Origin of the sequence: Corynebacterium sp. H128, from assembly GCF_037482625.1 — a bacterium.
Taxonomy (GTDB): Bacteria; Actinomycetota; Actinomycetes; order Mycobacteriales; family Mycobacteriaceae; genus Corynebacterium.
Map to the genome: position 1 here is coordinate 100,674 of NZ_JBBHKW010000008.1, position 22,121 is coordinate 122,794.

Genomic DNA, 22,121 nt, shown 5'->3' on the forward strand with positions numbered 1-22,121 from the left:
TACAGCACGACTCTCAGCACGTGGAACGGAGGTGACACAATGACAAATGATATCGACCTAGCAGCGGACTTTGCTGATGATCCGCCAGAGGTGGAATCTCCAATTCTGCCTCCCCTGACGGAACTCTATGGCGATGAAGCGCTGCCTGCGGACTTGGACTTCGACGCGATGATCGCCACTGCTGTCGATCCTGCTACCCCGCCGCCGGCTGGTGACCTCATCCCCGAATCGGAGCCTTATGCTTCGGATGAGGTGGCTGCCACGTCCGCTCTGGATGAGGAGCTGCTGCCCCCTGAGCTGGATGATGACCTCGGTTTTGCAGACACTCACGAGGGGCTTCAGGAGGATGACTTCCACCTGGATGATTCGCAGGAGGATGCTACAGATTCCGACTTCGATTTTGACCCGGGGGTGTAGACCGTGAGCGATATTTCCCTCGACGGGTTCGAAACCGGGGTCAGCCAACAGCACGCTACGGAAGCAACACTGCTCGCTCGCGCCAAGTCCGGCGACGAGCGAGCTTTTGCTGCGTTGGCGCAGTCGGCTTCCAGTCGAATGTGGTCCGTGTGCCTCTCCATCACAGGCAATAAGCACGACGCGGAAGATGCCATGCAAAACGCCCTGACGGCAGCCTGGCAGAACTTGGATCGCTTTGACGGCGGCGCGAAGTTCTCCACGTGGGCATACCGGATCGCATCCAATGCAGCTCTCCAGATAGTCCGTAAGCGCCGCGAGCTACCTGATGACGAGGCCGGCTACAACGAAGTAGCACCAGGATCGAATATAGACACCCAAGTCACGGCGGGAATTGTGGTTCGTGAAGCCCTCGCAACACTTCCCGAGGAATTCCGAGAGGCGATCGTCCTACGCGAATACGCTGGCCTGAGCTACCAAGACATCGCCGAGCAGCAGGGCATCCCAATCCAGACGGTAAAGAGCCGCATCAACCGCGCGCGCACGAAGCTTCTCGACGCCCTACGCGCCGCAGGGGTCGACTCTTAACTTTTTGGCGGCAACGGCAAGAAACAGCCAGCCGCAGCCTGGGTGGTAAACACGCCGTGGCTGCGACCGGCTAGGTTCCGCTCATGGGCTACTGCAGGAAACCCCAGTACTTCAGGTATTCCGTCTCCTTGCCCTTGTAGTTAGTACCGGTGTGGGATGCAACTAGGATTTTCTGATCTGGGTACCAGGCAGCCCACTCCGGGGAGGTATCGCTGTCAGAAGTCAGGCCGGTCACAACTTCCGGCTTGTTTCCGCTCGCATCTTGGAGCTTCTGCGGTGGCATTTTGCTCGACTTCTGTACTGCGTCCCAGCCTTTTTGGGCTTCATCGCCGACGAGTACATACTTCACACCCGAGTATGCAGATTCGTTCTGCTTATCACCCAGAGCGCTCGTTTCCACCAGGCACGCATATCCCGTGGCAGGAGAGTCTGCAAACCAACCGACGCTGGAGCCAATGTCGCGCGGATCGTTGCACGAGCGGATCTTGTCCACAAAGGCAGCTGGGAGCACATCCTTCGTGCTCGACTCACGGTTTACAATGTGCCGTTCGTTCTTGCTCGGGTCTGCCAAAGCATCATTCGTCTTGGACGACGATCCGGAGCCGGAAGACTTAGAGGTTGTAGTGGACTTCTGAGTGCTTGGCGAGGCCGCCTGCGTCTCGGTCGAAGCTGGGCTCGGATCTTCAGAACCACCATTTGTCAAGGCCCAGATGCCACCGCCAACAAGAGCTAGGGCCAAGACACCACCACCGATCAACAGCGGAGCCTTGGACTTACTGCCGGAAGCCCCACCAGCGGTGGTGCTATAAGCCGAAGACGGGACGTTGTTGTTCCCGGAACCGCCAGCTGAAGGTGACTGGCTGAAGGCGTTGGCAGCAGGCTGCCCAGCGTTATCAGCTCCACCGCCATAAGGGTTAGCACCATAGGGATTACCTGTGGGTGCCGCTGCACCTTGAGGGGAAGCCGGCGCAGAGTTCGGGGCAGCATTGCCATAGGGGTTCGCCCCTCCTGCTAGCGCGCCGGCTCCAGCAGCCCCGGCAGCTGGAGCTATCGGAGTCTTTGCAGTGGCAGCACTACCCTCGGTGAAACCATTGAGCGTGGCGCGCAACGCACCGCGGGACACCACGGTCTTCGGGTCATCAAGAGTCATGACCGTCCCGATCTCGCCCAGTCGATTCTGTACGTAAGGAATACGAGAAGAACCACCGGTCATGTAGATCGGAGTTGTTGCCTGATCCACGCCTGCCTGCTCGAGAGCTGCGCGAGTCAGTTCGACACCACGTCCGACGGAGTCCTGGATAATCCCGTTGAACTCATCGCGGGTGATCAGTATGTCGCGCTCGCCCTGCGGCGTAGAAACAGTGATGGTGGCAGAAGAAGTATCAGACAGAATCTCCTTCGCCTCTCGGATCGCTTCTTCCAGCGAGTGCATAACGGAGACTGGGGCGGTGCGCACATAGTCTGCGAAATCCGGGTCATCGTGTTCCAGCTGTGTAATCACCCAGCGGAACATCAAGTTGTCTACAGTGCGACCGCCTAAGGAGTTATCGCCCTTTGCCGAGACGACTCGGAAGTTGCCGTCGTTAAGCGCCTCAAGAACTGCGATGTCAAGAGTTCCGCCACCGAAGTCGAAGACGGCAACGTGGCTCCCCGGCTTCACCTGCTGCTGCGCCGCGTAGTGCACAGCAGCTGCGCGTGGCTCGGAAATAGTGCGGATGATCTCGGCGCGGACCCCAGCCTGCTGAGCTGCATTCTTAAGCTGGTCTACTGAGTGCACCGACCAGGCCTCAGGGTGGGTCAGGGTCACCGTCTCCGGATCTTGACCTGCGTGCTGGGAACGCGCCCGATCTAGAGCAGTGGCAATCACTGCGGCGATTAGTTTGAGGGTGTCCTCGTCATGTCCACCCAGCTGGACATGATCGTGATCGATGTAGCGCTTGGGAGATAACAGCAGCTTGGATGCGTCACGACGCCCACGCAGCAAGGCAGTATCACCGGCGAGTACAGCGCCATCTTCTAAGTACACTGCGGAAGGCATCAGATTGGATCGGTGTGTCAGTGCAACCGTCTCTACTGAGCCACTCATCGGCGCAGTGTGGGCAGCCGAGGTGTTGCTGGTGCCAAAGTCAAGCGCGAAATGCCAGGCAGTACTCATTTGTCGCAGTCTCCATGGGTTGATGATTAATAATTTTCGGTGCAAAATATTGGCTTAACGAACCGATACTAAACTATTTTTCAATTTGTAGCAGTGTAACCGGTCACATTTAGGCCACTTATGCCAGTGCTTTAAGGGCCGCCTGATACGCCACCACCAGGCGTTCTCGCGCTTCATCCTCAGCTGCAGAGAGCAGGCCCATTGCCATGTTTTGCATTTCGCTGAGGCGTTGTTGCAGGGTGGCGCGGACCTGCTCCGGAGCGGTATCGGACGGCAATCCAACGACTTCGGCAGCTGTGCGGGCGGAAATCGCCGCACGTAGTGGCGCCAAGAGTGCCGAATCTGGGGTCGAGGAGTAGGTGTTGCGATAGCTGCGGTAGAGCATCACAAAGTGCATACCCGGCTGTGCGAGGGTCACTGACTGCACCCACCGGACATGATCCTTTCCAATATTGCTTCCGGCGAGGTCATCCAAGGCATCAAGCATCCGCACGGCGCGCTGCAGCACAGCAAAGTAACTGATCTCTCCGGTGAGCATTTGGGTGAGGCGACTAATGCCGGAGCGGTCCACCATCCAGTTCATCAGCCCGACTGCCCCCTCACGCGCGGCTACGTCACGGCCAGCGATGATGCCATACTCCCCGACCGTATCCAGCAGGCTGTCACGCATCTGCGCGGTGAATCCCGGCACGACTCGAGCGGGATCCGGCAGCTCGATGACGTCGAGAAGCTGCTCGCGGTCAAGAGGGGAAAGCTGCGCTAGGGTGCGCGCAACATCGCCGGTGATCCTGCCGACAAGTGCAGACTCGGCCATAAAACCGGAGAGCGGCAGCACCTCGGAGACGGAATTGCCGAGTTGCTGCGCGATCGACTTGGCATGTTCCTGGGCGTACTCCAGCGGATCCCGATGCCCGAAGGCACCTGCGCCGAAGCTGTCGGCCCGAGAGAGCACGCCTATCGACGTCAACGGTGTCATCCCCAGCTGAGAGATAAAGAGCTTTTCGTCTTCGCGCGGAGCAGAATCTGACAGGAACACCAGGGAATCTGCCCACGAGCTGGCACGGCGCGTGTCGTTTTGACCGTCGACAAGAACGCGCCGAGTGCGCGCCTCATTTTCAACGGTCAAGGTTGCGGTACCCGGGGTATCGATCAAGGAAAGACGTCGCAGTTGCGCGTTGGGCAGAAACTGCTCAACATGGTCTACCTCATCCAATGGCATCCCCAGGTCGGTGAGTGGCCCGTCTCCCAGCGGGATGCGTTGCTTCTCACCCGTGGTGGTGATCACCTCGGCACGCGCTGGTGCGCCGTCGAAGTACATACTCACTGCCATGGTGCATTCCAAAGAACCGGTAGCAGCAATAACATGCTGGGTGAGCGCGTTAACGAGGGTCGACTTCCCGGACTTCAAACGTCCCACTACTGCTACCCGCGGCGGTCGCGAAACCATTTTGCGCAGTTCTGCAGCATGCTCGGCGAGCTCCGGCCCGCCCTGCGCGAGAGCATCGGTGGCTTGTGTGAGCAAGGTGGTTAGTGCCGCGATCGCTGCATCGCGCGAGGTATCCACTTCTTGGTTTAGGTTCATGTCCACCACGGTTACTTCCCCCTCGCTTCGGTCAATAGCGCTCGTTTATGTGCCTCGAGTTCGGCCATGGTCGCCTGGACAATGTCCCGATTTTTCTGCAACCTGGCTACCCGATTCTTCCGCTCAGATTCAGATTCTTGGGCGATCTTGCGGGCGTCTTCAATCTTCTGTTGGATCTCCCGCTGCCGCGTGCGCAGATTAGAGCGGTGCCGCAATAGGATTTCGGTGCGCGCATTAGTAATGACCTGATCAATCAAGCGCATTGCCGTGGAGCGCGAGTTTCCTTGCATTTCACGCAGCCATGAGAGCAGATTCTGTTTGCCGTTGCGCATCGCCTTATAAGCAAGGTTGACCCCGATCCAGATGCCTCCGGCGAGCGGAGCAACCGGAATCACCATTGCCAGGGCGCCGGCTCCCATCATGCCCATGGACAGCACCGCCGGATCCACTAGATCCTTCGTCTTCTTATCTACGTCACGCTTGACAATATCCGCAGGAACCAGGGACGCTAGGATGCTGCCCATCACCTCACGAATTGTGTTTTCATCGTCAAACAAGCCACGGCAGCTGCGCTCGACTTCAACAAGAATCGCTTGCACGCTGTCTTCCAGAATCTTTTTGAATTCGACCTCGATTTGGCTGGTAAAGACCTGCGGCTTGCTGCGCAGCACCCGCATGCCATCGGCATTAATCCGATCGGTCCAGGTGATGCGCAATTGCTCGAGGCTATGATCCAGGTTGCCCGAAATCTCATTACGGGCCAAAGAGATATCTCGCTGGAACAGCTGCTCCCATTCACTGGTTTCCTCACGAAACTGTTCCAGGTTGGCGCGCTCCTGCTCGAGCTTGGCGACGGCGTCAGAGGCCCCCGTATGAAGCTCGATATCCTGTTCCACACCCTTCTTAATATCCGCCATGCACACCTTCATGGAGTCGATCGCAGTGCGCATTCCGAGGCCAGAGGCAGCGGAGAGCTCCCAGCGAATCTGCTTGCGCAAGGCGGCCATGCCGCTACGGTCGTCGATAATCGCGCGTCGCTCAGGGTCCGTCGCCGCCATCGCGTCGAGAGCACGCAGGCTGGAGACGCCGATAACAGGTATTTCAATACCCAAGTGCTGAGTGATGAGGCGACGATTGTCCTCCACGATGGCGCGCCAGCGGCGAATATTCTTATCCGTTTTGGTCACCGCGACGATGACAGAGCCAACCGTCTCCCGTGCTTGCCGCAAAATGTCCATTTCGGGAGCGGTGATCGGTGTGGATGCATCGCAAACCATCAGTAGCACGCCGGCCTGGCGCGCCTCCGCAAGCGCCGCAGCAATAGCATGTTCATCAAGGCCGCCGACGCCGGGAGTATCAATGACTGTGAGCGCCCCTAGTCCCTCAAAACCCAATTTGATTTCAGCTGCACTCGGCAAGAGCAAGGCGGCATCCTCATCCCCTGCCGCCTGGTCGATTTCTTGTACAGCCTGGTGCGTGACCCACTTCGGGAGCTCAGCATGCGGGATAGGATCCTTATGATCCCCACGTACTAAGAAGAACTCCGGAGCGCCGTCCATGTGTGGGTCAGTGAGCACTCGGATGGGCGCCGAGGTACACATGAGGACGTCAACCGGCAAGAGATCCCGGTACCCCACCAACGCGTTGACCAGTGAGGACTTTCCGCGTTTAATCTCGCCAACCACGACGACGGTTCCCGCACGAAAGTTCGCATCCATGAGTGCGAGCGCGTGTTCCGCGGACCCGGCGCGTCCATACTTACGAGCAATTTCAGCCGCTCGAGTCACGGATTCCCGCGGGCCTCGCTTGGGTGGATTACCGATTGGAGCAGTCACAATATTTCACTTTCATTGGGTCTCAAGCCGGACGACCAGGGACGCTACCCCCGATTGGAACATTCTTCTATTGTGCCCAAAACCATTATCGACCGCATGTTTTATTGAAAATATTTCTTCTTATTCGGAGTTCTTTCTACCCCCGGGGAACATAACGGGTCGATGCCGCATTCCATAAACGACAGGACAACAGCGAAGTCCTGAACGATACTAGGCACTACCAACCTATGACGAAAGTCACGAGACCGAAAGGGTTCCCCAATGTCTGACTACAACAAGAATGCAGCTGAGCAGAACTCCGCAGGCACCAAGCCAGGCGCGTTCGAGACCATCGATGCCCAGGGAAACAAAGTACAAGGCCAGGTAATCGGAGCACAGGACTCCGATCTTGACGGCAAGCTCGACTCCTACCAGGTCGACATCGACGGCGATGGCAAGGCCGACGGAACCGTCACCGATGCCAACGAAGATGGCAAGGCCGACAAGATGGAAATGGACCTGGATAAGGACAGCATCACCGACACAGTCCTCGTGGACTCCGACAAGGACGGCACCATGGATCGGGTGTCCCTCGATCAGAACAACGACGGTTTGATTGAAACCCACATCGTGGACACGGATGACAACGGCCGAGTCAACAAGGTTGAACTGGATACAGACGGCGACGGAGTTGTTGACACCAAGGCACGTGACTCCAACGAGGACGGCCGCATCGACTCCATGCACTACGACACCGACGGCGACGGCAAGATGGACGTTGACCAGTACGATTCTGACGGCGATGGCCGCGTCAACAGCACCTCCGGAGACGGCGAGCTTTCCGCCGCACAGCAGGCGGTTGGACAGGGCGCTTTCTCCCAGGGAATCCCAACCAATGGCGCGAAGGGCGCTGCAGATGCAGCTGGTGATTCCGCTGCTGCTGGTGCCGCTGGAGCTGCCGGTGGCGCCGCCGCAGGTGCCGCAGCAGCCCCACAGGCTGAAGCCACTACCCCAGCCCCAGAATCTTCCGCATCGCCAGAGGCTCCAACTCCAGAGGCGCCAGCCCCTGAGGCAGCTGCTCCGGAAGCGCCGGCAGAAACTGCAGCCCCAACTGCTGCTGGAGACCGCACTCTCGAAGACTCCGACCGAGATGGCGTTGATGACGTCGTACGCATCGACACAGATGGCGATGGCAACGTGGACGTACGCGCCTACGACCGGGACGGCGACGGCGACATCGACTCTGTGCACTACAGCGAAGAAGGCAGCGGAGGAAGCGACTCTTTCGTGTTTGATTCCAACAACGACGGTGTGGCCGATCACCAGCGCAACATGGAAGATGTCACCGATAGCCAGTCCGCATTGGGTGACCTCATGGGACAAGGCCTGAACGATGTCGCTGCCGGTGGTGCCGCCACTGCCGCAGCACCTTCCGAGGCACCAGCGACCGAAGCACCAGCACCAGCTTCCGAGGCACCAGCTTCGGAGGCACCAGCGGCTGCAGCTGCGCCGACCAACGCACCCGCCAGCGCTCAGAGCGCGCCAAGCACCGGAAACGGCACCGAAGTTGACCTGGACGGCGACGGCTACTCCGATGGCTTCGCGCAGGATACCAACAACGACGGCCGAGCTGACATCCTGGAATACGATTCCAACGATGACAACATCACCGACACCGTGATTGTCGATGGCAACTACGACGGCCGCATCGACGAGGAGCACCGCGACACCGACGGCGACGGCCAGACCGATGAGGCACTCATCGACACCGACTTCGACGGTTACGCCGATATCAAGGGCATCAACACCGACGATGATCTGATGTACGACTCCTACGAGGAAGTCACCTCCGATCTGGCCCCTACCATCGACGTCGATATGCCACAGGGCGACACTGACAGCGGCGACTTCGCTTAAGGTTTAGCCAACCCGCTAGGTTGCACAGCCCCGACTTCCCACCAGGAGGATCGGGGCTTTGCCATGCCGCATACCCGCCAACTGACACCGACTACACTGACTGATAGCCCAGTCGCTCTACCTCGCCCGAAAGTTGCAATGCCAGATACCTCCAGCCCCGGCAGCTCAAGCAGCCCTAGCACCTCTGACCTGCTTAACGCTGCAGTTACAGCGCTCGGCGGGACCCGGCGCGAAGGACAAGAACGCATGGCCGCGGCGGTGACCCAGGCGATGGAAACCGAAAGGCACCTCGCAGTCCAGGCTGGCACCGGAACGGGCAAGTCTCTTGCCTACCTGGTTCCTGCTATCCGACATGCGCAGGAAACCGGTACTACGGTCATCGTCTCTACTGCGACGATCGCGCTGCAGCGGCAGCTCGTGGATCGAGATTTGCCCCGGCTTGCTGATGCCCTCGAACCATTGTTAGAGCGTCGCCCTACCTTCGCCATCATGAAAGGGCGCCAAAATTATCTGTGCATGAACAAGGTTTCCCAATCACAACTGGATGGCGGCGAGTCGCTCATTCCAGAAGAAGAGCTTTCATGGCTGGGGAAACACGTTGCCCGCCTGCATGAATGGGCTAATGAGACCGAGTCCGGAGATCGAGACACCTTGGAACCTGGTGTGCCGGACTTGGCATGGCGCCAAATGAGTGTGAGTTCCCGGGAGTGCCTTGGTGCCACCCGCTGTCCCCACGGCGAAGAGTGCTTTGCTGAGCTGGCCCGCAGAGCCACCAAAGATGTGGACATCATCGTTACCAATCACGCATTACTCGCCATTGATGCGCTTGCCGATATCAACATCCTGCCCGAACACGAAGTGATCATCGTCGATGAAGCGCATGAACTGGACGGCCGCATCACTGCCGTGGCCACAAATGAAATCTCAGTCACCTCTCTGAATATGGCGGCGAAACGTGCCGGAAAGTTGGGTGCTGAGGGCCGTGAGGACAAAGTCACTGACCTAGCCCGTGAACTAGATGACGCGTTCATGAGCGCCCCTGATGGCCGATGGAAAGCTATGCCCGAAGTCGCCCAGAATATTCTCATCGCCGTGAAAGACGCGCTGTGGAGTTTGCGGGAAACCATTCAACGCGCCCCCGATGGCGAAGCTGCCAATCAACCGGAGAGATTTGCAGAGCGCCAATCCCTGAGCAATCACCTCACTGATCTTCACGATGCCATCGTGCGTATTTTGGAGGTTTTCGCCCAGTCGGATGCTTCAAAACACGCGGATGTCGTATGGCTTAACAAGGACGAGCGTCGTGGCAATATTCTGCGCGTGGCCCCGCTGTCAGTTGCTGGTCTGCTGCATTCCCGCTTGTTTGAAGGCCAAACCGTGATTCTGGCCTCAGCCACGTTGACCATCGGCGGCAACTTCAATGCCATGGCCGCCAGTTGGGGACTTCCCAAAGGCAGCTGGGATAGCCTCGATGCTGGTACTCCCTTTGACCCGGCTAAATCAGGCATCCTGTACACCGCCCGCCAGTTGCCCGACCCAGGCCGCGATGGTGTCCCGCAAGAGACTCTTGATGAAATCTTCGAGCTCATCATGGCTGCCGGTGGGCGCACACTGGGGTTGTTCTCCTCCCGTCGTGCGGCCGAGCAAGTCACCGAGGCGATGCGGCTGCGCCTGCCCTTTGATATCTATTGTCAAGGGGAAGACTCTACGGGTGCACTAGTGGACAAGTTCGCGGCTGATGAGAACTCGTGTCTCTTCGGCACGCTGTCATTGTGGCAAGGTGTGGATGTTCCCGGCTCGGCTTGTTCGCTAGTGCTGATAGATCGCATCCCCTTCCCGCGTCCAGACGACCCGCTGCTCCAAGCACGAAAGGAAGCGGCTGATGCCGAGGGCAGGAATGGCTTCATGGAAGTCGCCGCTACCCATGCCGCCTTGCTGATGGCCCAGGGGGCGGGGCGTTTGCTCCGGCATGTCACTGACCGTGGTGTCGTCGCAGTTTTGGACAATCGTCTGGTGACCAAACGCTACGGTTCATTTCTTCGCCGCTCAATGCCCGTGTTTTGGGAGACAACCAATCCACAGACCGCCAAGGATGCCCTGAAACGATTGGTAGCCCAATGAGTGTGTACGAAGCAGTCTTTGGCGGCGATCTGCCGGACACCACCGCCATCATCAGTGGCGATGAACAGCTCAGCTACCCCCAACTGGCTGAGAACATTGAGGATGCCGCAGCGAACCTCTTTCATCACGGCGTACGACCTAATGATGTCATCGGGATCCAGCTTGCCAATGGTGCAGATTTCGCGGTGCTCTTCCACGCGGTGCTTCGCCTCGGCGCGGTGGTAGCCCCGCTCGGCACCCACCTGCCCACTTCCGATCGAGACAGCCAGCTGCGCGCGGTGAATGCAAAATTACTGCTGGGACTGTCGGAAGCTCGCAAGCTTCGTAGACCCCGGGGCGCTCACACCGCCCCTACGACGAGGATCGACCCCGAACAACTCGCTTGTCTCCCCTTTTCCTCCGGAACCACCGGCACGCCAAAAGCTGTCATGCTGCCGCACCGCGCCCTAGCCGCCAATGTGGAGCAATTCCGCCAAGTGCTGCCGCTTCGCCCCGGCCAAACCTGCTTGTCAGTGCTGCCATTCAGCCACATTTATGGGCTCACCGCTCTGCTCAACGTCCCACTTGCTTTGCGAGCCCGCGTTGTCGCACAAGATTTTCAGCGCGAATCCTTCATCAAGGCACACGAAACACATCAGGTAGACCTCACCTTCATTGCCCCGCCTTTGGCCACACTGTTGGCAAATGACCCACTCGTACCCCGCACTGACTTTTCCACCCTAAAGACTGTCATCTCGGGGGCAGCCCCACTCAACCCGGAGACCGCTCGGGCCGCAGCTGAGCGCGTTGACGCGCGGATTATGCAGGGTTTCGGGCTCACCGAGGCCGCTCCTGTTACTCATTTGGCGTCACAACCCGGACTCCCGATCTCTTCCATCGGACATCCATTACCCGGGACGTCGATTAGCGTGCGCCATCCGGACACCCATGAGCCGGCTGCAGAGGGGGAAATGTGGGTACGCGGCCCGCAGGTGATGGCCGGCTATCTGGGCGATCCCGAGGCGACCACACGCACGCTTGTCGACGGCTGGTTGCGGACCGGCGATCTAGTGCGACGCAATCCAGACGGATCCTTTGAGGTCGTGGACCGGATCAAGGACATCATCAAGTACCACGGCTTCCAGGTGTCGCCGGTGAAACTAGAGCGAGTGATCCTAGACCTACCCGACGTGCATGATTGCGCGGTGACGAGGGGCTATGACCCGCGTGGCGAAGAACAACCAGAAGCTTTCGTAGTGGTGGAACCCGGTTCCCCACTGTCTGCTGCGGAAATCAAGAACTGGGTGGCAGCCCACGTTGCTCCTTATGAGCGGGTCCGCGCCGTACACCTAGTAGCGCGGATACCCCGCAGCGCCGCTGGAAAAATTCTCCGCAGGCAGCTGGGCTAGTTCCCGCTCCAGTTCTTGATACTTGGTCACCATGAGGACCGACAAGTACGGATAGGTGATTACCGCAGCTAAGCCGGAAGAAAATGATTCTGCCAAATGGATGAGGCCGACCAGCAGAAAGGTAACGAAACTGTCACCGAAACGCTGCGTGGTCAGGTGCCAGGACCGGGCGAAAGCCCGCGAGATTGACATCTGGGTTGCGGCCGCGGTGACAAAGAAGGTCAAATAACTCGCCACTGGAATCCATAACAGCGAAGCGATGACCGCCACGACGATTCCAACAACATAAAGCTCCCCTGTGCCCCCATCTGCTGTGAATCCGGGCAGCAGCAGCATCGCAAGCAATGCGAGTAACGGTACCCAGGCGACCAGCTTGGACAGCAGATAGGCCATCATGATGCGGCCGGTGCCCCGCAGAGTTAGATAGTGCCCCAAAGTCGGCTGCTTCCCCGCCAACAGATCGCTTGCACGGCGATGCTGAATCGCAACGACCCACAATGATATGACAAACACTGCGCCGATGAGAAGCACCGCCCCTGTTGCCATGATCCTATCCAGCTGGCTTTGTGCCACCCGCAGGACTTCTTCAAAAAAGAAGCCCGTCAGGATGAACGATGCGAAAAGCAGCACGATTGCAACGGCTCCGCCGGCCAGGCTGAGCAACATCCCGCCGAAATTGTTGATGCATAGATTCAGGGCCAGCTCGAATGCACCTTTCCGCGCCGGTGGCCCGTGGTGGTATTGCGTGGCTGCGTGCGGTGGCGGTGGCAAATGTCCATGCGGGTTCGTCATGGGCCCAGTCCTACTTTTCTTCTCGACTCCATTGCGGCTATGGAATGCTCCACAGCCACAATTTGTTTCCGAGCTTTATTGTTACACGCGTTCTTGAACTGGGCGGCCTGTTGCTTTGAGGTAGGCATGAGCTGTTGCGATGACAATCACAGGACTAGCGACCAAGGTTCCGATCAAAAGCGCTAATACACCCAACATTGCGATGAGACCCGCCAACAGCAAGAACAGCAGCGCCTGCCCGAGGTTGTTCTTCACTACAGTGAAGGACTCAGCGAAGGCATCGAAAATACCGACCCCCGGCACTGCAGCGGCATAGCCAGCAAACATAAACAAGAAAGCCACAATGACGCCCACGATGACCAGGTAGGAACCAAGGTTGACCGCAATGTTTACCAGGAAGGCAACCAGGAAGATCTTTGGCACAGCGTCGAAGGTGAAGAAGTCCCGCAAGGAAATCCGCTCACCGCTGGCCACTCGCACCGCGTTTCGAGTATTAATGGCTTGGAGTATCAGCATCACAATGGTGAAGATGACGGTAGCCAGAATAAGGATGATTATGGAGCCGAAGGGAGGCTGTGTTGCTTCGTTTGCGGAGTTTTCAATAGACCACATAATGGTTGGAACGATGCCACCCAGGAAAATCAGTCCACCGATGACACCATAGATCAACATGCCGAGTATCCACGGCCAGGGGTTTTCTTTGAATCCCCTCCAGCCCTGCTCAAGTGAATTGACCGCATCAAACTTCCCTGCCTGAGACTGCACGCCTGGGTATTGCGGATTGCCACCTTGTGGATATCCGCCACCGTATCCATAACCCGGTTGCTGGTAGCCAGCCTGCTGCGGATCGTTAGGGGAGGGATTGTGCGGATACCCTGCCTGCCCACCCTGGCCGGTATTGGGTTGTGGTGAGCCGTAAGGGTTGTTGCCGTACGGGTTTTGGCTGGCATCTCCCTCAGGATTGCCAAATGGGTTGGACATCGTGAATTAGCCTTTCCGAATAGGATCTCGTGCAGCCAACTGAAAACGGGCAGCGTTTAACCAATATAGGTTAACGTGCCCGTGATCATTCGGAAACTTAAGTTATGAAATTGTGCCATTTCCAGGATGGCGGTTTATGGCTCAACCGCCATCAGCCCAGCCCCTATCCGCGATGGCGCTTAGTTGCGACGCTGCACTGGACGCCCCACTGCCACCATATAAGCATGGGACATCGCGATGTAAGTGAAAGGAATCGTAAAGATCATGCCCACGAGAACGGTGCCACCAGCAGCGTTAATGAGGTACAGCAACACGAACAGTAACAAGGATTGCCCCACATTGTTCTTAACCACCTCATAAGAAGACTTCAGTGCGGCCCCAACAGTCATGTCCTCAAACACTGCCGCTGGCATTGCAAAGCCCAAGAAGAACGAGATAACAATGCTGCCGATGATCAGTGCAATGAGGCCGAGCATAGAGAGCAGACCGACGACTATCGATACCAAGAACAGCATGCTACAACGCCGGAAGGTGAAGAAGTCGCGGTAACTGGGGCGCTTCCCGCCCACCGCGTATACCGACTCGCGGAAAAGCACCAGCTCATACAGGACCATCGCCACCACGGAGACGCAGATCGCGATGAAGAACAAAATGAGAGCCATGAGGCTCGGCGCAGCATCCGCTGCGGAGATTTGCACGAAATAGACGAACCAGCCGACCATCACACCGGCAAAGAGCAACAAGTACACGCCCAGATAGGTCAAGGCAGACAGCAGCCATGCACCCAGATTTTCACGCATGATGTTCCATGCTTGGCCAATGGAATCCATGGCATCGAATGTCCCGTTGCCACCTGGGGCAGGAATCGAAGAATACTGCTGCTGATAGCCCTCATTCGGATCGACATACGGATTACTCATGACGCGTCAATACCTTTCTTTTACTGGTTAGATCCACTTTCAGCATAGCGGAGTCCCACAGCTCAGAATAGGGACGCGGCAACGACTGCCAAGGTGGAAATCCCCTCCGTCATACCCACAAACTTAGGGGTCCACGGCTTACCGCGGCGCTTCCCAAGCCAAGGCATGAGCCAAGCGCGCAGCGTCAACGCGCTGAACACCAATACTGCTCCCCAATGGCACAGTCCCCACCCAACCAACAGCAGCACAACCACAGTGGACACTGCGTGAAAACCCACTGACACCCAGCGGAATCGTAGATTATTTCTTTCGCGGATGAGCGACTTGACATAAAAGATCGTGCCACAGAAGTACAACGCAATAAGCGCAGTAAGTGTGAGCAGCCGTGGTGACAGCGATTCCCCGACAACGAAGCTGGCCAGGGGCACCATCGCAGTAGAAGCCAGCACCGTGCTTAGACCCGACAGTAGCGAGCGGGGGCGGCGTCGATAAGCCTCATACACAGCGATCGGCATCAAAACCCCAAACACGCCCGCCCACATCAATACCGATGGCAGCCGCCAAACGACGACCGTTGCCGCCACCGCGCATAACGCACCATAGGTGGCAAGTGCGGGAACGTACGCTGCTCTGCGTTTCCCACGAGCACGCAGCCACCAGCTCAGAGCGAAGAACGCAAAGTAGCCCGCGTACCATGCGATTGCCAATGGCAGATGAATCCAACGCGGCCCCGCGAGGAATACTCCCAGGACCACTGGCACAGTGACCATGACCCAGGCACCGTGTTGATCGGGAACCCAGCCTTTGGACTTAGGTTTCGCTTTCGAAGTCGCAGATGCCGTTGTCTTTAGAGATGACATATCAAAATCCGTTTCTATGTGCCACGACCGTGACTGAACCGGGTGCTACCTCCGTATAACCCGCATCCCGAACTAACACGGCATCCGGACGAGCTGCGAACTCAGCAAAATCAGTCTCTGAAAGTTCGCAAACTTTCAGGTCAAAGCCCTGCCTAGACCATCGGAATGCTTCCGACGCCGACATGTGTGCAGCAAGCAGCATGGAACCATGACCGACCTGTGCGGCCATTTTCCCCACGCTCATCCCAAGTCCCGCCGAGACGGCTATTGTGGGCTGCCCGGCTACCGGCTTCCGCACAGGTTCCGTAGGAAGGTCCGTGCCACCGATCTGTAGTTTCGAGATTGCCGGTGCCGTCAGGTGCACTGGGCTCGGGAGGAACGCACGGGCCTGGGCCCCATCGTGCTCCACAGTTGCTCCCACGAGGCTTTGCACCTTTTCCCATTGCGCATTTCGCGCCCGGCGGGGTATCTTGCGGATCCGAGCACCGTACCAATTGCCCAATGCCGTAGCGAACTGTGAATCCGTGCCGGCACGGGTGTCCAGGCACAGCGTCACCACAGCTCTAGCGGCTGCCTCGAGGAGCGCAGTACGACCCGGTGGGTTTAGCTTCGGAATGTTGAGCACAATTGGCATGGCTTGAATCGAATCCGGGTTTTCAGGGTCTTCACCATCTCGATCCGAGGCGATTACTGCCTGCAAACGCTGATGAGCACAGCGGAACTCGGGGGTCAGCTCATCGGTTGGCACGATCGACATCCAACTTGCTGATGCCCAACATGTACAGCACCTCATCCATGAAGGGCGAGTTCACCGAGGCGTCCGCAACATCGCGCAGCGCAGGCTTGGCGTTGAAAGCAATACCCAAGCCTGCGGCCGAAATCATGTCAATGTCGTTTGCTCCGTCGCCCACAGCGACGGTCTGGTGCATCTCTAAGCCTGAATCGGCAGCAAATTCCCGCAGGAAGTCTGCTTTAGCCTGCCTATCGACGACCTTTCCAATCACCTGCCCAGTCAGCTTGCCATCCACTATTTCTAGCGTGTTAGCGCGGACATAATCCAGCTGCAGCTCCTTAGCCAAGTCCTCCAAAACTTGGATGAAACCGCCGGAGACAACCGCGGTCTTGAAGCCAAGCTTCTGCAGGGTTTTCAAAGTTGTCCGGACTCCTGGTGTCAGTGTCAGCTCTGCTGCCACTTCCCTTACTACGCCCTCATCGAGTCCAGCCAAAGTGGCTACGCGCTCTCGCAATGACTCTTCGAAGTCAAGCTCGCCACGCATTGCGCGTTCCGTGACTGCAGCTACCTCCTCCTCGCGCCCCGCATGGGCCGCGAGCATCTCGATGACCTCACCGGTGATCAAGGTGGAGTCGCAGTCGAACATGATGAGGCCTTTTGCACGCCGTTGCACGCCGGCCCTATCAATCGCGATGTCCACCCCGATTTCGTGTGAAAGCTCGGCCAAGGCTCGCCTGAGCGGCACTCCTCCCCCGGGATTCGCATTGGGAACTGAGACATCGAGTTCAATCGCCGTTATCGGATAGTCAGTTAGTCCACGATAGGCCTCAATGTTTGCGCCGTAGTTAGCCAAGGTGCGGCCTACGCTGTGTACATGCTCCGCGGTGATTTGAGCGCCCAGCATTGTCACCACGTGTGTGGAGTGCGGCCGCGACGTTGGGACAGCTTCCAGCTCTTCCACCCGAACCTGCAGGCCGTAGATTTTGAGGGTGTTACGCAGGCCCTCTGCAACAGTGGGGATTCTCTCCGCAGCCACGCCCACGAAGGCCGCGAGAGACAGGTGGCCCCGAAAGACCGACTGCTCGATATCAACCAACTGCACGTCGTGAGCGGAAAGAACCCGAAAAACCGCGGCAGATACTCCAGATTGGTCCTCGCCGGTAATGGTAATGAGTACTGGTTGCAATCCGGGCGCGAGCGCGTTGAACGGTTCCTGTGAGTGCTGTTCAGTCATGGCTCTCATTCTTCCATGCACAGTGGAATACATTAAGGCCCTACCCCCCAAAGCCACTGGGGCTTGGGGGGTAGGGCCTTAATGAAGGATGTCGAGGAGGCTAAGCCGTATTAGTGGCGGCCGGTATGTGCCTCAAGACGCATGCGCTCGACCATATGAGGGTAATGCAGCTCGAACGCTGGGCGCTCGGAGCGGATGCGAGGCATCGAGGTGAAGTTGTGGCGTGGTGGTGGGCAAGAAGTTGCCCACTCGAGGGAGTTGCCGTAACCCCAAGGGTCGTCAACGGTGACGATCTCACCATAACGCCAAGACTTGAACACGTTCCAGATGAATGGGATAACGGACAGCCCCAAGATGAACGCAGCAACGGTGGAAATCTGGTTGAAGAGGGTGAAGCCGTCAGTATCCAGGTAGTCAGCGTAACGACGTGGCATGCCCATGTTGCCCAGCCAGTGCTGGATAAGGAAGGTGCCGTGGAAACCGAAGAAGGTGAGCCAGAAGTGCACCTTACCCAGCTTCTCGTCGAGCATACGGCCGGTCATCTTCGGGAACCAGAAGTACACACCTGCACAGGAGGCGAACACGATCGTGCCGAACAGCGTGTAGTGGAAGTGAGCCACCACGAAGTAGGTGTCCGAGATGTGGAAGTCCAGTGGTGGGGAGGCCAGCATGATGCCGGTCAGACCGCCGAAGAGGAAGGTGACCAGGAAGCCCATGGTCCAAAGCATCGGGGTTTCCCAGGAGATATGACCCTTCCACATGGTGCCAACCCAGTTGAAGAACTTCACGCCGGTTGGCACGGAGATCAGGAAGGTCATGAAAGAGAAGAATGGGAGCAACACTGCGCCGGTGACGAACATGTGGTGTGCCCACACTGCCATGGATAGTGCACCAATGGAGAGGGTTGCGAAGATCAGGCCGACGTAGCCGAACATTGGCTTACGGGAGAATACTGGCACGATTTCAGAGATGATGCCGAAGAACGGCAGCGCCAGAACGTAAACCTCTGGGTGGCCGAAGAACCAGAACAGGTGCTGCCACATGACGGAGCCACCGTTGCCTGGATCGTACAAATGTCCGCCAAGCTTGCGGTCATACAGGACGCCCAAAGCTGCAGCGGTCAGAACTGGGAAGATCAGCAGTGCAATGATCGAGGTCACGAAGATGTTCCAGGTGAAGATGGACATACGGAACATGGTCATGCCTGGAGCACGGAGGCAGAGGATCGTGGTGATCATGTTGATTGCGGAAGCAATAGTGCCTACGCCACCGGCGCCCACGCCAACGATCCACATGTCAGAACCGATGCCAGGAGAGTGAATGGCATCAGAAAGCGGCGAGTACATGGTCCAGCCGAAGTCAGCGGCACCACCTGGGGTCAGGAAGCCGGACAGCATTGCGACGCCACCAATGGTGGTCAGCCAGAAACCCAGGGCGTTCAGACGCGGGAATGCCACGTCAGGCGCACCAATCTGCAAAGGCAGAATGAAGTTGGCAAAGCCCCACACCACTGGGGTGCCGTAGAGAAGCAGCATCACGGTGCCGTGCATGGTGAAAAGCTGGTTGAACTGCTCGTTAGATACGATCTGCAATCCTGGGGAAAACAGCTCGGCACGAATCAGCAAAGCCATCAAGCCACCAAGGAAGAAGAAGCTGAAGGACATGATGATGTACATGATGCCCAGCTGCTTATGGTCGGTGGTAGTTAGCATCTTCCAAGCAAATGAGCCCTTGCGAGCATTGCCTGTTGGTGCAGGCCTTGCCGGCACGACCGAATGGTCCACCTTAGGCGCTACAGCGGTCATTAGTTCCTCCTGACTAAGCGGAAAGACTCTGCCCTCACAGAATCCTCCAATATTATGTCCTCAAAATATATTCTGAGACATAACGAACCTATCCGGTCCACGGACCGGTTACGCGGTTGAGTCTAGCGCCCTTAACAGCATTCCGGTAACTGTTCACAGGTTGTGGGGGTATTCAAACTTTGTATATTGCCCACCCACTCCGAAAACGATGCCCGAGACTCGTTCCAAACGGGCAAGATCGCAGAGCCCGCTTAGCTTTGGCCAACAAAGGAAAAACGGGGCCGAGGAGTTTTCACACTCCCCTGCCCCGCAATCAATCCGCGTCGAAGCTAGAAGTCCCAGTCGTCGTCGACAGTAATTTCAGCCTTGCCGATGACATAGGAAGAGCCCGAGCCGGAGAAGAAGTCGTGATTTTCGTCTGCGTTTGGAGAAAGCGCCGAGAGAATCGCTGGAGATACCTTAGTATCGTCCGCCGGGAACAGCCCCTCGTAGCCAAGGTTGTTCAACGCCTTGTTTGCGTTATAGCGCAGGAACTTCTTGACGTCTTCCGTCCAACCCAGTTCATCATAAAGGTCTTCGGTGTACTGGATTTCATTGTCATACAGCTCGAAGACGAGGTCGAAGGTGTGCTCCTTCAACTCTTCGCGACGCTGAGGTGTCTCCCGCTCCAGCGCACGCTGATACTTGTACCCAATGTAGTAGCCATGGACTGCTTCATCGCGAATGATCAGACGGATCATGTCGGCCGTGTTGGTGAGCTTGCCATGAGAAGACCAATACATCGGTAGGTAGAAACCGGAATAGAACAAGAAGGACTCCAGCAACGTGGAGGCAACTTTTCGCTTCAGCGGATCTTTGCCGTCATAAAAGTCCAAGATGATCTTGGCTTTGTTCTGCAAATATTGGTTTTCCTCAGACCACCGGAATGCGTCATTGATCTCTGCGGTAGAAGCCAAAGTCATGAAGATATTTGAGTAGCTCTTTGCATGGACCGACTCCATGAAAGCAATATTGGTAAGAACCGCTTCCTCATGAGGTGTCACTGCATCTGGGATCAACGAGACGGCACCGACGGTGCCTTGGATCGTATCGAGCAGGGTCAGGCCCGTGAACACGCGCATGGTAGCCAAGCGTTCCTGTTCATTGAACATTTCCCAGTTCTTGATGTCATTGGAAACCGGCACTTTTTCTGGCAGCCAGAAGTTGCCCGTGAGTCGGTCCCAAACTTCTTGGTCCTTCTCATCTGGGATTTCATTCCAGTTAATGGCAGAAATTGGACCACTGAGCACGTGGTCTTCCCCGTCGCGATGATGCGAAGGGGCGTGAGACTGGCGAGTCATAATTTTTCACAAACCCTTTCAATTTTTCTTTCCCCACCATACCTGTCCGCCAATTCATCCGCTGCATGCCCACCAAGCGTGACGCTCCCCTCCACACCCAAAGAAAGATAGGTTCTTAACCTAACTGCACCGGAATTACAATTCGATAAGTCTCTTATTAAGGATTGATTAAGGTTTGCGGAATTTTATTCACGAATGTCCGCCCTGAAGCAATTTTCTTGCCACAAATTTTCCGCCATACATTCCTATAGGTTTGTCAGGTTTTTCCAATGTTTGAAAACCGTTCAACACCTATCAACCCTTGCAACGATCACTAATGACAACCCCATTCGTGCTCCATAACGGGGTTTTTTACCGTTAATACGAGCAGTAGCCCTGGAGATCTTTCACAAAACTCTCCCAGGTTGAATTTTGATCACTACTCCGATAATCAAAGGTTAGAGGTATTTAATTCACGGTGGCTGGTGGCATTTGCTCGACGTTTCCACTACATTTTGGGACATCAGTTCGTGAGTTCCCTCCGAGTTTGGCCTATCCATGCTGTTTGTTGCATTGTTTTTTGCAGCCAATAGTCCAGATCCATTCTTTGTTCGCACTCGCGAACAGTTCATCGAGCCTCTCGAGGCAAGAACACACCACGATTGAAGTAACAAAGGAACCTAACCAATGTCGGCCATGCCTCTCCGTCCGCACGCTCCTTTGCTGGAGACCGTCCTAGACCAAATTGGGCTAGATATTGTCAGCGGGAAAATCAAAGCGGGGGAAAAGTTCACGCTGCAGACGCTGTGTGAGTCCTTCTCCATTTCCCGTACTGTCGCGCGCGAAACCATGCGCGCTCTCGAACACCTCGGTATGGTCTCTTCCTCCCGCCGTGTGGGCATTACCGTACTTCCCGCGGAGCGCTGGTCCGTTTTCAGCGAATCCATCATTCGCTGGCGTCTCCAAGTACCTACGCAGCGTGAAGAGCAGCTGTCCTCTCTGACTGCCCTCCGTGAAGCGATCGGGCCGCGTGCAGCCCGCATTGCCGCAATTGCAGCAAGCCAACGCGAAGGCCAGCAACTGCGCGATCTAGCTAAAACCATGCGTGAGTTGGGTGAGTCCGGCGAGGGCGGTTCCCAAGAATTCCTCGAAGCCAACATCGAGTTCCATTCCATGCTGCTTGAATGCTCTGATAACGAGATGTTCGCAGCGCTGGTGCCTTCGACCACAGCCGTGATTCACTCTCGACACGATCTCGGAGGTTTCGCAGCTCGCCCACCGGCAGAATTGCTCGCTAGCTACGAAGCCTTGGCTGACGCCGTATTTAACCGCGATGCCGACATCGCAGAGCAGGAGTGCGCTCTGGTTGTTTCCCAGGAGTCTAAGGTGGTTGCTTCAGTGAGCTGATCCTTCCCTGGCTAACGGCACGTAGGCTCAACCACGAAAAACAACAAGGACGTCGATAAGCAGCGCGCTTATCGACGTCCTTTCCGTTCCG

At 57.0% G+C, this 22,121-nt stretch carries 17 protein-coding genes; 6 read left to right on the forward strand and 11 right to left on the reverse strand.

All coding sequences use genetic code 11. The annotated features are described in order from the left end of the window. Positions 1-39 precede the first annotated feature (39 nt). Together WG915_RS08680 and WG915_RS08685 are read left to right on the forward strand one after the other, a co-directional pair. A complete protein-coding gene (locus WG915_RS08680; RefSeq protein WP_339564982.1) occupies positions 40-417 on the forward strand; it encodes a hypothetical protein in 378 nt (125 codons plus the stop codon). Between the two features lie 3 nt (positions 418-420). Then, entirely contained in the window at positions 421-1,002 is a 582-nt protein-coding gene (locus tag WG915_RS08685) for an RNA polymerase sigma factor (RefSeq protein WP_445227815.1), read from the forward strand. An 88-nt stretch (positions 1,003-1,090) separates the two neighbouring features. Here WG915_RS08685 and WG915_RS08690 read toward each other — a convergent pair whose 3' ends face one another. From WG915_RS08690 to WG915_RS08700, 3 genes are all read right to left on the reverse strand, one after another. Next, entirely contained in the window at positions 1,091-3,157 is a 2,067-nt protein-coding gene (locus tag WG915_RS08690) for an Hsp70 family protein (protein WP_339564983.1), read from the reverse strand. Positions 3,158-3,275: 118 nt separating this feature from the next. Continuing rightward, positions 3,276-4,739 (reverse strand): GTPase, encoded by a 1,464-nt coding sequence (locus tag WG915_RS08695; protein ID WP_339564984.1) that lies wholly within the window; start codon positions 4,737-4,739, stop codon positions 3,276-3,278. 11 nt (positions 4,740-4,750) lie between these two features. Further along, the gene (locus WG915_RS08700; RefSeq protein ID WP_339564985.1) at positions 4,751-6,574 is read right to left on the reverse strand and encodes a dynamin family protein; all 1,824 of its coding nucleotides are present in this window, start codon (positions 6,572-6,574) and stop codon (positions 4,751-4,753) included. A 261-nt stretch (positions 6,575-6,835) separates the two neighbouring features. On the opposite strand from WG915_RS08700, the gene WG915_RS08705 reads away from it, so the two are divergent. The 3 genes from WG915_RS08705 (at position 6,836) to WG915_RS08715 (ending at position 11,979) form a co-directional block, all read left to right on the forward strand. Beyond that, positions 6,836-8,470 carry a hypothetical protein gene (locus WG915_RS08705; RefSeq protein WP_339564986.1) on the forward strand — a complete coding sequence of 545 codons (1,635 nt, stop codon included), beginning with the start codon at positions 6,836-6,838 and terminating at the stop codon, positions 8,468-8,470. A 138-nt stretch (positions 8,471-8,608) separates the two neighbouring features. Next, positions 8,609-10,591, forward strand: coding sequence for an ATP-dependent DNA helicase (locus WG915_RS08710; RefSeq protein WP_339564987.1), 1,983 nt, complete (start codon positions 8,609-8,611; stop codon positions 10,589-10,591). Continuing rightward, on the forward strand, positions 10,588-11,979 hold the full coding sequence (locus WG915_RS08715) for a class I adenylate-forming enzyme family protein (RefSeq protein ID WP_339564988.1): 1,392 nt from the start codon (positions 10,588-10,590) through the stop codon (positions 11,977-11,979). The genes WG915_RS08710 and WG915_RS08715 overlap by 4 nt, the downstream gene beginning before the upstream one ends. Here the strand turns inward: WG915_RS08715 and WG915_RS08720 are convergent. From WG915_RS08720 to nrdF, 8 genes are all read right to left on the reverse strand, one after another. Continuing rightward, positions 11,920-12,771, reverse strand: coding sequence for a hypothetical protein (locus tag WG915_RS08720; protein WP_339564989.1), 852 nt, complete (start codon positions 12,769-12,771; stop codon positions 11,920-11,922). The two genes, WG915_RS08715 and WG915_RS08720, sit on opposite strands and share 60 nt — an antisense overlap. Positions 12,772-12,852: 81 nt before the next feature. Continuing rightward, positions 12,853-13,752 (reverse strand): hypothetical protein, encoded by a 900-nt coding sequence (locus WG915_RS08725; protein ID WP_339564990.1) that lies wholly within the window; start codon positions 13,750-13,752, stop codon positions 12,853-12,855. Positions 13,753-13,931: 179 nt separating this feature from the next. Further along, entirely contained in the window at positions 13,932-14,672 is a 741-nt protein-coding gene (locus WG915_RS08730) for a hypothetical protein (protein WP_339564991.1), read from the reverse strand. Between the two features lie 62 nt (positions 14,673-14,734). Then, positions 14,735-15,532 carry a YwiC-like family protein gene (locus tag WG915_RS08735; protein ID WP_339564992.1) on the reverse strand — a complete coding sequence of 266 codons (798 nt, stop codon included), beginning with the start codon at positions 15,530-15,532 and terminating at the stop codon, positions 14,735-14,737. Position 15,533: 1 nt separating this feature from the next. After that, positions 15,534-16,289: an aminoacyl-tRNA hydrolase gene (locus WG915_RS08740; RefSeq protein ID WP_339564993.1), complete on the reverse strand. Its 756-nt coding sequence runs from the start codon at positions 16,287-16,289 to the stop codon at positions 15,534-15,536. Next, the gene (gene serB / locus WG915_RS08745) at positions 16,267-17,508 is read right to left on the reverse strand and encodes a phosphoserine phosphatase SerB (protein WP_445227816.1); all 1,242 of its coding nucleotides are present in this window, start codon (positions 17,506-17,508) and stop codon (positions 16,267-16,269) included. The genes WG915_RS08740 and serB overlap by 23 nt, the downstream gene beginning before the upstream one ends. A gap of 101 nt (positions 17,509-17,609) precedes the next feature. After that, positions 17,610-19,304, reverse strand: a complete 1,695-nt coding sequence (gene ctaD, locus WG915_RS08750) for an aa3-type cytochrome oxidase subunit I (protein ID WP_339564995.1) — start codon at positions 19,302-19,304, stop codon at positions 17,610-17,612. Between the two features lie 329 nt (positions 19,305-19,633). Beyond that, on the reverse strand, positions 19,634-20,644 hold the full coding sequence (gene nrdF / locus WG915_RS08755) for a class 1b ribonucleoside-diphosphate reductase subunit beta (protein ID WP_339564996.1): 1,011 nt from the start codon (positions 20,642-20,644) through the stop codon (positions 19,634-19,636). Positions 20,645-21,310: 666 nt separating this feature from the next. On the opposite strand from nrdF, the gene WG915_RS08760 reads away from it, so the two are divergent. Then, entirely contained in the window at positions 21,311-22,030 is a 720-nt protein-coding gene (locus WG915_RS08760; RefSeq protein ID WP_339564997.1) for a FadR/GntR family transcriptional regulator, read from the forward strand. The last annotated feature ends 91 nt before the right edge of the window (positions 22,031-22,121 follow it).